This window comes from Sphingopyxis sp. H050 (assembly GCF_001468265.1).
Lineage (GTDB): Bacteria > Pseudomonadota > Alphaproteobacteria > Sphingomonadales > Sphingomonadaceae > Sphingopyxis.
On record NZ_LNRZ01000004.1, the window covers coordinates 231725 to 245384 of the forward strand.

Annotated in this window: 10 protein-coding genes; 9 read left to right on the forward strand and 1 reads right to left on the reverse strand. The window is 65.1% G+C overall.

The features are described from left to right. The first annotated feature begins 98 nt into the window (after positions 1–98). From ATE67_RS10280 to ATE67_RS22005, 4 genes are all read left to right on the forward strand, one after another. Positions 99–1592 carry an ABC transporter substrate-binding protein gene (locus ATE67_RS10280; protein WP_058816615.1) on the forward strand — a complete coding sequence of 498 codons (1494 nt, stop codon included), beginning with the start codon at positions 99–101 and terminating at the stop codon, positions 1590–1592. 40 nt (positions 1593–1632) lie between these two features. Further along, a complete protein-coding gene (locus ATE67_RS10285; RefSeq protein WP_058816616.1) occupies positions 1633–2055 on the forward strand; it encodes a DUF4112 domain-containing protein in 423 nt (140 codons plus the stop codon). Between the two features lie 73 nt (positions 2056–2128). Continuing rightward, positions 2129–4240, forward strand: coding sequence for a prolyl oligopeptidase family serine peptidase (locus ATE67_RS10290; RefSeq protein WP_058816617.1), 2112 nt, complete (start codon positions 2129–2131; stop codon positions 4238–4240). Between the two features lie 120 nt (positions 4241–4360). Further along, complete coding sequence (locus ATE67_RS22005) at positions 4361–4489, forward strand: hypothetical protein (RefSeq protein WP_269433447.1); 129 nt, start codon at positions 4361–4363, stop codon at positions 4487–4489. A gap of 101 nt (positions 4490–4590) precedes the next feature. Here the strand turns inward: ATE67_RS22005 and ATE67_RS10300 are convergent, their stop codons facing one another. Next, a complete protein-coding gene (locus ATE67_RS10300; RefSeq protein ID WP_058816619.1) occupies positions 4591–7374 on the reverse strand; it encodes a TonB-dependent receptor plug domain-containing protein in 2784 nt (927 codons plus the stop codon). A gap of 209 nt (positions 7375–7583) precedes the next feature. Here ATE67_RS10300 and ATE67_RS10305 point away from each other — a divergent pair, with 209 nt between their 5' ends. The 5 genes from ATE67_RS10305 to ATE67_RS10325 all read left to right on the forward strand — a co-directional run bounded on the left by ATE67_RS10305 (position 7584) and on the right by ATE67_RS10325 (position 13644). Further along, positions 7584–7895 carry a CocE/NonD family hydrolase C-terminal non-catalytic domain-containing protein gene (locus ATE67_RS10305; protein WP_058816620.1) on the forward strand — a complete coding sequence of 104 codons (312 nt, stop codon included), beginning with the start codon at positions 7584–7586 and terminating at the stop codon, positions 7893–7895. Positions 7896–7989: 94 nt separating this feature from the next. Continuing rightward, positions 7990–9132 (forward strand): dipeptidase, encoded by a 1143-nt coding sequence (locus ATE67_RS10310; protein WP_231728112.1) that lies wholly within the window; start codon positions 7990–7992, stop codon positions 9130–9132. Further along, positions 9132–10172, forward strand: coding sequence for a DUF1611 domain-containing protein (locus ATE67_RS10315; protein WP_058816622.1), 1041 nt, complete (start codon positions 9132–9134; stop codon positions 10170–10172). The genes ATE67_RS10310 and ATE67_RS10315 overlap by 1 nt, the downstream gene beginning before the upstream one ends. Positions 10173–10197: 25 nt before the next feature. Further along, the gene (locus ATE67_RS10320) at positions 10198–11682 is read left to right on the forward strand and encodes a serine hydrolase domain-containing protein (RefSeq protein WP_058816623.1); all 1485 of its coding nucleotides are present in this window, start codon (positions 10198–10200) and stop codon (positions 11680–11682) included. A gap of 12 nt (positions 11683–11694) precedes the next feature. Beyond that, complete coding sequence (locus ATE67_RS10325; protein ID WP_058816624.1) at positions 11695–13644, forward strand: serine hydrolase domain-containing protein; 1950 nt, start codon at positions 11695–11697, stop codon at positions 13642–13644. Positions 13645–13660 lie beyond the last annotated feature (16 nt).

The following is a 13660-nucleotide window of genomic DNA, read 5'->3' on the forward strand; positions in this document are numbered from 1 at the left end:
TGGCTAAAGCAAAAGCCGCCCGGCGCGCCACTATCCAAAGCGCCCGCGGCGGATAAGGCATGGCCATGCCCGCGCCGCCGTCCTAAGGGTGCTTCGCAATGCCGCCCGTTCGCGCCTTCGCAGCCTTCACCTTCACCGCCACCCTTGCGCTCGCGCTGACCGGCTGCGGCCTGTTCAGCGTGCGCGGCCCGGTGAAGATCGCCGCGGTCGGTCCACTCAACGCAGCCGCGACCCCGCTTTCGGGCGAGCTTTCGGCCGCCAACGCCGCGCTGCTCGATACGACATCGCAGGGTCTCGTCAGCTTCGACGGCGAAGGCCAAATCGAACCGGGGCTCGCCGAGCGCTGGACGGTCACCGCCGACGGGCGCAGCTATATCTTCCGCCTGCGCGAGGCAAAGTGGACGAACGGCCGCAAGGTCACGGCGAACGATGTCGCCGCGGTGCTGCGCACCTATCTGGCGCCGGCGAGCCGCCATATACTCCGCGACGATTTTCCCGAGGTCGAGACGATCAAGGCGATGACCGACAGCGTCATCGAGATCCGCCTGTCCGTGCCGCAGCCGGGAATGCTCGAATTGCTCGCACAGCCATCGATGGCGGTCGTCAACAAGGGGATGCGCTGGGGCCCGATGCGCGCCAAGAAGATCGGCCGGGCGATGTTGTTGTCCCCCGTTCCCGACCCGCTTGCAGAGGATCAGGAGGCGGCCGAGGCGGCAGCGGCCGACCCTGCCGCCTCGGTCGAACTGGTAGGCACGTCCCCCCAAGGGGCCCTCGCCCGGTTCAAGAATGGCTATGCTGACGGCGTGATCGGCGGGCGCTTTTCCACCCTGCCCTATTTCGCGGCATCGAACATCGGCCGCCCGCTGCTGGTCGTCGATCCGGCGCCGGGGCTGTTCGGCCTGTCCTTCACCCACGCAGACGGCTTTCTCGCCACCGACATCAATCGCGATGCGTTGTCGCGCGCGATCCGCCGGGAGCGGCTGGTCGATGCGTTCGGCCTCACCGAGTGGCAGCCGCAGGTTGCGCTGCGCCCGACCGTCTATCGCCGCGATGCCGGCCCTCAGCCGCTGCTCCCCCCGTGGGCCGACTATGACGACGATTCGCGCCTGGTGCAGGCGAAGCGCGTCGTCGATGCGTGGCGCGCGGCGGGGCGCGAGATCGGGCCGCTGCGCATCGCGGTTCCGGACTCGCCCGGCGGCCGGATCCTGTTCGCCTACGTCGCTGCCGATTTCGCGCGGCTGGGGATCGAAAGCCGGCGCGTGAACATGGGCTCAACAGCCGACCTTCGCCTGATCGACGAGGTCGCGCCGAACGACGATCCGCTGTGGGCGCTTCGCCGCCTGTCGTGCCAGCGCGACACGCTGTGCAACCGCGAAGCGCAGGAATTGATCGAGCGGACGATGATGAATATCGACCTCGGCCAGCGCCTTGTCCAAGTGGGCGAGACCGAGGCGGTCCTCGCGCGCTACACGCCGTTCATCTCCTTGGCATCGCCGCTCCGCTGGTCCGTGGCCTCGCAGCGGCTGACGGGACTGCGCCCGAACGCCCGGGCGGCCCACCCATTGAATCGCCTGATCGCTTTACCTAAGTAATACAGTGGCGCCGATTATGGTGCCGCTTGAAAGGACCCCGATGGCCCCTTCGTCCCCGAATCCCGATGCGATCTTCGAAGCCCTGATTCCGAACCCCCGCGATCCCGCGGCGCTCCGCAAGCGCGTCGAGACGCTGGAGCTGCTGCTCGAACGCAGTTTCGTCATTCCCGGCATCAACCGCCCGATCGGTCTCGATGCCATTGTGGGGCTGGTGCCGGTGGTCGGCGACGTGATCACCGCGACGATGGGCGCCTATATCATCTGGGAGGCGCGCAATCTGGGCATGTCGAAATGGCACATCTGGCGCATGGTCGGAAATCTTGGCGTCGATACCGCGCTGGGCGCAATCCCGCTCGTCGGCGACGCGTTCGACTTCCTGTTCCGATCGAACACGCGCAATCTGAAGATCATCAAAAAGCACCTCGACAAGCATCATCCGGGGACGATCATCATCGAGCAATAGGGCCGCCGCCCCCTTCCCTTGCGGTGTCTGATGGTGCTAGCACAGCGCCTCCACACCCCAGGGAGATGTCCGAATGATCCGCGCCAGCCTTGCCGCGTTAGCCCTTACCTGTTCGATCGCCGCCGTTGCGGCGGCCGCACAGGACGCCAAGGACCCGTACCTCTGGCTCGAAGATATCGAAGGCGGGAAGGCGCTCGAATGGGTCAAAACGGAAAATGCCGCGACCGACAAACTGATCGTCGGCCGCCCCGGTTTCGAGCGCGACCGCCAGCGCGCCAAGGCGATCCTCGACGACGACCGCCAGATCGCCGAGCCCGGCGAAGTGATGGGCGATATCATCACCAACCTGTGGCGCGATGCGAAAAACCCGCGCGGCGTATGGCGGCAGAGCCCGCTCGACGCCTATCTGGCAGGCAAGCCCGAATGGACGGTGCTGATCGACGTCGACGCGCTGGGCAAGGCGGAGAAGCAGAGCTGGGTATGGCACGGCGCCGATTGCCTCGCGCCCGAATACAAGCGCTGCCTCGTCTCGCTGAGCCCCGGTGGCACCGATGCCGACATCGTTCGCGAATGGGACCGCACGACGAAGAGCTTCGTCGATGGCGGTTTCACTTTGCCGCAGGCGAAGAGCAGCGTCACATGGGAAAATGCCGACACGCTGCTGGTCGCAACGGACTATGGCAAGGACAGCATGACCGCATCGGGCTATCCGCGCATCGTCAAGCGCTGGAAGCGCGGCACGCCGCTGACTTCCGCCGAGACGGTCGCCGAGGGTGAGCCTGAAGATGTCGGAATGAACGTTTTCGCGCTGGTTGACGGCGACAAGCGCTGGCCGATGATCAGCCGCGGCAAGACTTTCTACACTACCGACTATCTGCTGCCGAACAGTGATGCGTCGCGCTACATCTCGACGACCATCCCCGATACCGCCAGCGTTCGCGACGTCATCGACGGACAGGCGATCATCTTCCTCAACAAGGAATGGGCCGGCGTCCCCGCGGGCTCGCTCGTGTCGCTGTCGCTCGCCGATATGTCCGCCGCCCGCCAAGTGCCGATCGTCACGGCGATGACGCCGACGCAGGCGCAGGCGATCGAGAATGTCGCCGCCACCGAGAATATCCTGTGGGTGAAGGCACTCGACGATGTCGAGGGCAAGCTGTTCGCGCTGCGCCGCGATGCCAAGAGCGGCAAGTGGAGCCAGAAAGAAGTGCCGCTCGCCGACAATGCCACGGTCACCATCGCAGGCACGATCGGCAAGCGCGATGCCATCTTTGTGACCGCCGAAACGATGCTGATGCCGCCGACGCTCTATGCGGTGTCCGAGCGGAAGGCGCCGCAGACCGTCCAGAGCCTGCCCGCCACCTTTGATGCCAAAGACATGAGCGTCGAGAAGCGTTTCGCGACATCCAAGGACGGAACCAAAGTCCCTTATTTCCTCGTCCGCAAGAAGGGCGCGACCGGCCCCGTCCCCGCGCTCGTCCACGCTTATGGCGGGTTTCGCTCGGCACAGACGCCGGGCTATCTGACCGGCCAACCCTATCGCGCCGGACCGCTCGGCCTGTTCTGGGTCGAGGACGGCAACGCCTATGTTCTCGCCAATATTCGCGGCGGCGGCGAATATGGACCAGCCTGGCATCAGGCGGCGCTGCGCGAGAAACGCCAAAACAGCTTCGACGACCTGCACGCCGTCGCCGAGGATTTGGTGAAAACCGGCGTCAGCGCGAAAGGCAAGATCGCGATCTCCGGCCGCTCGAACGGCGGCGTCCTTGTCGGTGCTGCGATGACGCAGCGGCCGGACCTCTATGGCGCGGTCATCTCAGGTTCGCCGATCAAGGATATGTGGCGCTATGACAAGATGCTCGCCGGCGCGTCATGGGTCGCCGAATATGGCGATCCCGACGTGCCCGAGGACTGGGCCTTCCTGTCGAAATACTCGCCCTACCAGAATGTGAAGAAAGGCGTGAAATATCCGCCGATTTTCCTCTATCTCTCGACCAAGGACGACCGTGTCCACCCCGGCCACGCCCGCAAATATGCGGCGCGGCTGCAGGAATATGGCAACGACGTCTATTATCACGAATATCTGGAGGGCGGCCATTCGGTCGGCGCCGATCATGCCGAAGACGCGGTGCGCGCGGCGATGCTGCACGCCTTCCTGCTGCGCGAACTCGTCGAGAAGAAATAGCGGCGCGGCGGCCGTACGCTACGGCTGGGTCAACCGAGGCAGCGTCCGGCGAACGCCCAGAACAGCGCTTTCTCCGCAGATTCGCTTTTGAGGTCAGCGCTGCCCTGATGCCCGCTGTCCATGTCGGTGCGCACGCCCGAGACGAGCTTCGTCATCCCGCCACTCCGCGCGGTGTGGCGCCAGCAGATCCGCCTGATGGAGGCGCTGTCGCTGGTCGCCGCGGGCGCGTCGATCACAGGTGACCTATGACGTCGGCTACGACAGCCCCAGCGGCTTCGCGGCGATGTTCCGCCGCGCCTTCGGCGTGCCGCCGAGTATCTGAAACCCTGACCGCTGCCCCGGCAGCGGCGCTAGAAATCGACCCGCGCGCCGACGGTGACGTAGCGGCCGACGACGTCGTACAAAGTGCTGTTTACGGTGATCAGCGGCGGATCGCGGTCGAACACATTGTTCACGTTGCCGAACAGCACGAAGCGATCGTCTACTTTGAAGCGCACGCCGAGGTCGACATAGGTTCGCGACGAGATTCTGTTGTTGATCAACGTCGTGCGCGTCCGGTCGAAATTGCCGCCGTCGATATAGCGCGCGCGGATGTCGAAGCCGACATTGGCGTCGTCGTAGGTCGCACTGAGCGTCCCGCGCCATTTCGGCGTCGCACGCAGCACCGAATCGCCGACATCGCCCGCGGTCTCGACGCGGGTGAGGCCAGTATCGAACACCAGCTTGTCGACATAGGTCGCCAGCGCGCGGAGCCGGATGCTGCCCCCCGCCGCCAGCCTGGCGACATAAGATGCCTCCATGTCGAGGCCGCTCGTTTCGAAGCTGGCTATGTTCTGCTGGTTTGCGGCGACCTGAATGACCGTCCCCGTCGAATCGCGGGTAATGCGGTCGCAGGCCGCGGTGCTGCCGCGGAAGCAGGCAAGGGTCAGGCTCGTTCCGTTCAGCGCGGTGATCGCGCCGCTGATCTTGATCCTGTAATAATCGACCGATGCGCTGAACCCGCGGAGATAGGACGGCGAATAAGTCGCACCGATCGAGGTCGTGTAGCTCACCTCGGGCACCAGGTCGGGGTTGCCGCCGGTGAAGGTCGTGACCGTTGACGGCGTCGGGTTATAGGCGGCGTTGGCTGCCTTGCGCGCCACCGGATTGTCCTGGTCGTTGAGCGGACCGATGTTGATCGAGCGGACGGCGAACAATTCGCCGATGCCCGGCGACCGGATATCGCGCGACCGGGTTGCGCGTAGCAGCAGGTCGTTGAACAGGCGGGCGGTGCCGCCGGCCTTCCACGTCCAGATACCGCCGCTGGTGCTGTAATCCGAATAGCGCGCCGCCCCGCTCAGGTCGATCTCGACCGCATTTTCAAGCTTGAGCAGCGGCAACAGCACTTCGCCGAAGGCTTCCTTGACGTTGAATCCGCCCGACGTCGGCGTCGAAAAGACGAGGATCCCGAAGTTGCTGGCGTTCGCGATCGTGAAAGCATCGCGCGACGATATTTGCTCTTCCCAGCGCGCTTCCGCGCCGAGCGCGACGGTCACCGGCCCGGCCCACAGGGAGAAGAGATCGCCTTGGATTTCGGCGCCCGCCGAATCGAGTTTAGAAGTGCTGAACGCACGCTGGGTTCCGGTGACATAGGCGCGCGCTTCGGCCGATGCATTCAGGGCGCCGAACGGATTCAAGGGCCGGCAAGCAGGATCGTCATTGGCGGGGTTTGCGTCGGCGTTGATGCCGCAGACGATCTGTCCGCCGCTCGACACCGCGTTGATCGCATTGTTGAACTGCCGAACGAGGCGTGAGTTGCTCATCGCCTGGTCGCTTTCGACCTCGCCATGGCTGTACCAGGCCTTGTAGCGGAAGCCGTTGCCGAACGTGCCATCGACGCCGATCGCGCCTTCCTTGCTGGTCCGCTCGCCGCGGAATTGCAGTTGCAGAATGTCGTTGAAATAGCGGCCGAGGGTAAAGCTCGTCTCGCCGGCGGCGGCCAGACGATCACGGACCGCGGTCGACAGATAAGGGTTGGTCGCCTGGATCGTGAGATAAGGCAGGCCCAGCGCTCCGCCGACCGTATAGTCGCCGAAGAAGGGCGCGTTCGACAGCGAGCGAGCATAGCTGCCCTCGACCCAGAAGGTCGCGTCGCCGACCTCATAGCTCAGCCGGGCAAAGGTGCTCAGCCGCTCGAACGGCGAGGAAACGGGGATCGTGTCGTACAGATTGATGCCGTCGGCGCCGCCGACCATTCGCAGCGGGAAGGCGCCGGCCCCGACGTTCGTACCGCGCGCGAAAGGCCGCAGCGTGCCGTCGGAGTTGAAGGTCTGTCCGGCGAGCACCCCGCTGGTGATCAGGCCGCCGAGCGTCACATTGCCGAAATTCACATCGCGGACGAGCTCGGACCCCGTGCCCGAGGGAATGAAATCGGGACTGTTGAGCTGTGGGCGGGTGCTCCGCTGGATCACGCCGTCGTCTTTTACATATTCGCCGCCGATGATGAAATGGCCGCGCCCGTCGGCGAAGCCGGTGCCGAATTTCGCGTTGAAGCCATAGCGGAAGCCATCGCCGCGCGACGAAGTGCCGACATTGCCGCCGATCGACACGCCCTCATAATCCTTGTCGAGCAGGATGTTCACGACGCCGGCGACTGCCCCCGAGCCCCACGCGGCCGAGGCGCCGCCGGTTACAACCTCAACCCGCTCGACCAGGTTCGTCGGAATGAAATTCAGATTGCCCTCGCCGACGAAACGGCGGCCGTCGAGCAGCACGAGCGTGCGGTTCGAACCAAGGCCGCGCATGTCGACGGGCGCGGTGCCGGTCGATGTGTTGCCGTTGGATACGGTCGGCGTTGTCGTCGGGCGTATTTGCGGAAGATCGTTCAGCACCTGCTGGATGTTCGGCCGCGCACCGAGGCGCAAATCCTCTTCGCCGACCACCGTCGTAGGCGTGGGCTGATCGAAGCCGGCGCGCGCGATGCGCGATCCTGTTACGAGAATCTCCTCATCGCCTGCGATGTCCGTGCCGGACGCAGTTTCTGTATCGGGCGCGGTCTGGGCCGCGGCCGGCACCGCGAGCAATAATCCAGCGGCCAAGGCGGCAATGCTGCTGCCGCGCGCGATCCGATCGAGTTTCCCGCTATCCTGACGCATATCTTTGCCCCCTTTTGTGCTGCGCCGCTCGATGGCGGCCTTTTTGCTTCCTCATCCATCAAGCTGCCATAATGTCCTGTTTCGGACAATATATTTCTTTTAAGAGAAATTTGACCCGTAATTGACATCGGGTATGGGTTCAGGTCTGTTGCGTCAGGGGTCGAATCGGTCCCGGAGCCTGGGAAGACGACTTTGCCGATTTTGCGCTTTTGCTCGCCACCGACTGGATCATCGGAGACACGATTTTCCGCGCGCGCTATCGCGATGGCTTCGACAAGTCCGCGATGATGCGCCCAGGCGACGTGTACATGATCAAGCCATCGCCGATCGCTGCGAGCATCCGCTTCGGCGCCGGCCATCGCATCCGCATCGAGGTCACGTCGTCGAACTTTCCGAAATTCGTCCGCAACCTCAACACCGGCGGCCCGAACGAGCGCGAAAGCAAGGGCGTCGTCGCGACCAACATGATCCATCACGCGCCGGGGCAGCTCTCCTATGTCGAGCTGCCGATGGTGCGGTAAAGGCCGTCAGCGCCAGGGACTCGAAACTACGGATTGACCACGCCCTACTGGGATAATAATGTCCTGATTAGAAAATTATTGGATGGGGATGACGATGCTATTTTCTCGACGCCAAGCGATCTGCGCCGCGGGCGCGGCGCTCGCTGCTCCTCTCGCCGCGCCCTATGTGGCGCGCGCCAATGTCCAGATCAGCCCGTTCACCAACCGCGCCTATTCGAAGCGCGCGATCGAGCTGGTCCAGCGCGCGGTGGTCGTCGACATGCTCGCCCCGATCAAGATCGACTTCGAGCCGAGCTATTATGCCAAAGCGCTCAGCGAAAAGGAAACCGCGGACTTCCGCGCCAGCGGCATCAACGCCATCCATCATGCGGTCGGCATCGGCGGCCCAACGGCGAAGGAACAAGCGCTCAGCTTCTTCGCGATCTGGGGTAATTTCGTCGCGCGCAACAGCCATGTGTTCACCGGCGTCGACAAATTCGCCGACATCCTGCGCGCCAAGCAGGACGGCAAGGTCGCGGTGATCATGGGCTTGCAGAACGCCGACCATTTCCTGCGTCCGGCCGACGTCAAGACCTTCTACGAGATCGGCCAGCGCTGCGCGCAGCTGACCTATAATTCGCAGAACCGCATCGGATCGGGATCGACCGACCGCGTCGACGGCGGCATCAGCGATTTTGGCGTCGAGATCATCAAGGCGATGAACGAGGTCGGGATGCTCGTTGACGTGTCGCACTCCGGCGACCGCACGATGCTGGACGCCATCGAGATTTCGCCGAAACCGATCGCGATCACGCACAGCAATTGCCGCGCGCTGATCGACCACCCGCGCGTGAAGACCGACGAAGCGATCAAGGCGCTCGCCGCCAAGGGCGGGGTGATGGGCATCACCGGGGTGCGCAATTTCGTCAGCAAGACCGACCCGACGACGATCGTGAACTATGTCGATCATATCGACCATGTCGTGAAGCTGGTCGGGATCGACCATGTCGGCGTCGGCACCGATTCCGACCTCTATGGCTATGACGACACTTCGCCCGAGATGAACAAGATGCTGCGCGGCGCCTATAAGGACAGCTACGCCTTTCGCGAGAAAATCGACATCGACGGGTTCGACCATCCGCGGAAGATGTTCGACCTGACCGAAGAATTGCTGCGCCGCAATTATTCCGATGCAAACATCCTCGCGATACTCGGCGGCAATTTCCAGCGGCTGCTGACCGCGACCTGGGGCGGCTGATGAACGCCCTCGCCGATCGCCTCTCCGGCGCGCTGGGGCTGCCGCAACCTTATGTGCTGTTCCTCGGCGACACCACGATCGCGGGTTATGCGAAAACCGCCTTTGGGCTGAAGGACTGGGCGCCCGAGAAGTGCGTCGGGGAGTTGCGGCTGCCCGGCGCCACGGTGACCACCGGGCTCGACGCGCTCACCGCCGCCGAGGCGCATGCGCGCGGTGCACGGGCGCTGGTGATCGGCGTCGCCAATGCGGGCGGCGTGATCCCGGCCAGCTGGCGCGCGTCGCTGGTCGAAGCGCTGGAGGCTGGGCTCGACCTGATCGCCGGCATGCATATGCGCCTGGCCGACATCCCCGAACTCGCCGAAGCTGCGCGCCGGCTCGGTCGCCAGTTGATCGACGTGCGCGTACCGCCGCCGCAGATCCCGATCGGCACAGGCCGCAAGCGCAGCGGCAAGCGGCTGCTGACTGTCGGCACCGATTGCGCGCTCGGCAAAAAATATACCGCGCTGGCGCTCGCCCGCGCGTTCGAGCAGCGCGGCATCGACGCCGATTTCCGCGCGAGCGGCCAGACCGGCATCATGATCGCTGGCGGCGGCATCGCTATGGACGCGGTCGTCTCGGATTTCGAGGCCGGCGCGGCCGAACTCCTCTCGCCCGACGCGCCAGCCGATCACTGGGACGTGATCGAGGGCCAAGGCGCGCTGACGCACCCCGCCTATGCCGCGGTGTCGCTGGGACTGCTCCATGGCAGCCAGCCCGACGTTTTCGTCGTCTGCCACGAGCCCGGCCGCACCGAGATGCTAGGCACCGCGGGCTATAAGCTGACCAGCGTCGAGGAAATCGTCGAGCTCACCCTGTTGCTCGGCCGGCGGACCAATCCCGCGATCCGTTGCGGCGGCTTTGCCTTCAACACTTCGTCGCTCGATGAAGCGACGGCGCACGAGCTGATGGTGCGCGAGAGCGCCCGCCTCGGCTTGCCGGTCGCCGATCCGATCCGCGGCGGGCCCGCATTCGACGCGCTCGTCGACAGTTGCCTCGCATGAACCCCCTGGCTTTCGGAGACCTTGCATGACCCGACTCCCGGCCCTGCGCCGCACCGCCTTCGCCGCCGCGCTGCTGGCCTCGATCGCCCTGTCCTCCGTCGCCACCGCGCAGTCCGCCGCCGAACCCAGCTATAGCATCCCGGCGGACCGGATCGGCGGGCTTGCCGATTTCGTCGACGGCGTGATGGCGCAGCAGATCGCGACGCGCGAGGTCGCGGGCGCGCTCGTCACCGTCGTCTACCGCGACAAAGTGCTTTTCTCGCGCGGCTACGGCTTTGCCGATATCGACAAGGGCATCGAGGTCGACGGCCAGCAGACCCTGTTCCGGCCGGGCTCGGTGTCGAAGATGTTCACCTGGAGCGCGCTGCTGCAACAGGTCGAGGCGGGGCGCGTCGACCTCGACGCCGACGTGAATACATATCTCGATTTCAAAATTCCTGAATTCGAGGGCAAGCCGATCCGCGTGCGCGACCTCTTGTCACACACCCCGGGAATGAGCGACGTCGGCGGCCTGACCGCGCCGACGCCCGACAAGATCACCCCCTATGTCGAGTGGACGAAGACGCATATTCCGGTGCGCCACTGGGCCCCGGCAACCGAAACCTCCTATTCCAACTATGGCTCGGTGCTTGCGGGCTATATCGTCGAGCGCGTGTCGGGCGAGGCGTTTCCCGACTATGTCGAAAAGCATATCTTCACGCCGCTCGGCATGACCTCCACCACCTTTCGCGAACCGCTGCCCGCCGCGCTCGCGCCGCGCATGGCGTCGGGTTATCAGGTCAAGGACGGGCGGCTGGTCGCCGAGCCGTTCGAACTGTTCAGCCCGGTGATGCCCGCGGGATCGGGAACGAGCAGCGGCCCCGACATGGCGCGCTTCATGATGGCGATGATGAACGGAGGCGCGCTGGGCAAGGCGCGCATCCTGAAACCCGCGACGGTCAAGCTGCTGATGACCGACTCGGTCGCGAACGCGCCCGGCCTGCCCGGCATGGCGCACGGCTTCTTCGTCGTCCGCGAAAAAGGCCCGCGCATGGTCGGCCACGGCGGCAACACCGGCGATTTCCATTCGAACATGATCCTCGCGCCCGAGGCCGGGCTCGGCTTCTTCGTTTCGGAAACCGGCGGCCAAGGCAGCTATGGCGGACGCACCGAACTGACCGAGGCGCTGATCGGCCGGCTCTTCCCGGTCGCCCCGGCCCCACGCGTCGCCGCGCCTGCCGGCGAGACACTGCCGCTCGGCGCCTATCGCGTAAACCGGCGCGACTATACGCGCGCCGCCAATCCCGAGCGCGACCTGAAGATCGCAGCGGCGGGCCCGAACGCGGTCACCGTCACCACCGACGGCAAAACCACCTACTGGGAACGCGTCGGCCCGATGCGCTTCGAACAGGCCACCGGCGCCCGCGCCGGCGGCCCTTATGAGCAATTGCTGTTCCACGGCGCCGAGGGCCGCTGGCGCCTGTCCTTCACGTCGCAGCCGCATGTGCTTTATCATTTCGTCCAGCCCTGAGGAGAAGCCATCATGAAGCTGTTGATCGCCCTCGCGCTCTCCTGCGCGCCCGTCGCCGCCCTTGCGCAGACCGTCCCGGCCGACACGCCCGGCACCCTCGCCAGCGGCGTGCAATATGTGCAGCCGAAGGACTGGACCGCATCGAAGCAAGGCCCCGCGCTCGTCTTCACCTCGCCCGAGGGGGATCTGCGTATCGTCGTCGCCGAAATCGGCACCGCCACCGATGCCGCCGACGCCGCCGCCAAGGCGTGGGCGATCATTCGCCCGGGCGCCGTACCGACCCAGCGCACCAGCACCGCCGCGCCGCCCGCCGACGGCTGGGACGAGCGCGTGAGCTTCGCCTATGAAACGCTGCCAACCGAGCGCGCCGCGCGCTCGGCAAGCGCGCTGCGCAAAGGCACCGCCTGGACCGTGCTGATCGTCGACGGTTCGGCGGGGACCGCCGCCAAACGCTCGGCCGCGATGTCGGTCGTCGCACAGGGACTCCGCCCCGCCGGCTTCCAGAAGGAAAGCTTCGCGGGCAAGACCGCGCACGAACTCACCCCCGAACGCATCAAGCTGCTCACCGATTTCGTCGAGCAAAGCCGTCAGGAACTCGAGGTTCCTGGCGTCGGCTTCGCGCTGATCGACGATGGCAAGATCTTGTGGCAGGGCGGCTTCGGCGTCCGCGCGCTCGGCTCGCCTGAAAAGGTCGACGAGCATACCAAATTCATGATCGCGTCGAATACCAAGGGGATGACGACGCTGCTGCTCTCAAAGCTTGCCGACGAGGGCAAACTGCGCTGGGACGAAAAGGTCGTCGATCTTTATCCCGAGTTCCGGCTCGGCAATGACGAAGTCACCAACTCGGTGCTCGTCAAACATCTGATCTGCGCCTGTACCGGCCTGCCGCGCAAGGATTTCGGTTTCATCCTCGCCGACAAGGGACAGCCCGCGGCGGACACCTTCAAACAGCTTGCCGCGACGATGCCGACCAGCAAGTTCGGCGAGCTGTTCCAGTATAACAACCAGCTCGCCTCGGCCGCCGGCTATGTCGGCGGGCATATCCTCTATCCGAAGATGGAATTCGGGGCCGCCTATGACCGGGCGATGGAAGAGAAGGTCTTCGGTCCGCTCGGCATGAAGGACAGCACCTTCGATTATGCCGAGGGCATGGCCGGCAATTGGGCGGCGCCGCACGGGCTCGACATCAACGGCAAGGTGACCTTGATGTCGAACGACTTCAACTGGTCGCCCTATCCCTATCGTCCCGCGGGCGCCGCCTTCTCCAGCACCGCCGACATGGTGCGCTACGTGCAGCTCGAACTCGGCAAGGGCATGCTCGACGGCAAGCGCATCGTGAGCGAAAAGAACCTGCTCGCGCGGCGTGAGAAGGGCGTGCAGGTCGGGCCCGATAGCTGGTATGGCATGGGCCTGTTCCAACGCGACGCCTCGGGCGTGCAGGTCGTCACCCATGGCGGCACCTTGGTCGGCTATCACAGCACCTGGTTTGCGCTTCCGGAATCGGGCGTCGGCATGGTGATCCTGACCAACAGCGATCCGGGCGCCTCGATGCTGGCGCCAACGCTCCGCCGCCTGCTCGAAATATTATACGACGGCCAGCCCGAGGCGGCGCGCGATGTCACCGCGGCCGCCACGCGGATCAAGGAGCAGGCCGCTGCCAAGCGCGAGCGGCTGACCTATCCGGGCGACCCCGCGACACTCGCCAATCTCGCCGGTCATTACCGCGACCCGACGGTCGGACAGATCACGATCAGCGAGAAGAACGGCCAGAAATGGATCAAGGCCGGCTTCGTCGAGGGGCCGATCGCCACCCGCAAGAATGCCGATGGTAGCGTCTCGATCGTCTCGGTCGGCCCGGGCAGCATCGGCGTCGACGCGCTGGTCGGCACCAAGGGCGGCAAGCGGACGCTTGCGATCAGCGACGGGCAGCAGACGCAATATCTGTACGTCGAGGACTGACCATCAGGGAGATTTC

Bases quoted from the DNA above. Each gene is read 5' to 3' on its own strand.
- ATE67_RS10280 (WP_058816615.1), top strand. From the start codon at position 99: ATGCCGCCCGTTCGCGCCTTCGCAGCCTTCACCTTCACCGCCACCCTT.
- ATE67_RS10285 (WP_058816616.1), top strand. From the start codon at position 1,633: ATGGCCCCTTCGTCCCCGAATCCCGATGCGATCTTCGAAGCCCTGATT.
- ATE67_RS10325 (WP_058816624.1), top strand. From the start codon at position 11,695: ATGAAGCTGTTGATCGCCCTCGCGCTCTCCTGCGCGCCCGTCGCCGCC.
- ATE67_RS10320 (WP_058816623.1), top strand. From the start codon at position 10,198: ATGACCCGACTCCCGGCCCTGCGCCGCACCGCCTTCGCCGCCGCGCTG.
- ATE67_RS10300 (WP_058816619.1), bottom strand. From the start codon at position 7,374: ATGCGTCAGGATAGCGGGAAACTCGATCGGATCGCGCGCGGCAGCAGC.
- ATE67_RS10310 (WP_231728112.1), top strand. From the start codon at position 7,990: ATGCTATTTTCTCGACGCCAAGCGATCTGCGCCGCGGGCGCGGCGCTC.
- ATE67_RS10290 (WP_058816617.1), top strand. From the start codon at position 2,129: ATGATCCGCGCCAGCCTTGCCGCGTTAGCCCTTACCTGTTCGATCGCC.
- ATE67_RS10315 (WP_058816622.1), top strand. From the start codon at position 9,132: ATGAACGCCCTCGCCGATCGCCTCTCCGGCGCGCTGGGGCTGCCGCAA.
- ATE67_RS22005 (WP_269433447.1), top strand. From the start codon at position 4,361: ATGTCGGTGCGCACGCCCGAGACGAGCTTCGTCATCCCGCCACTCCGC.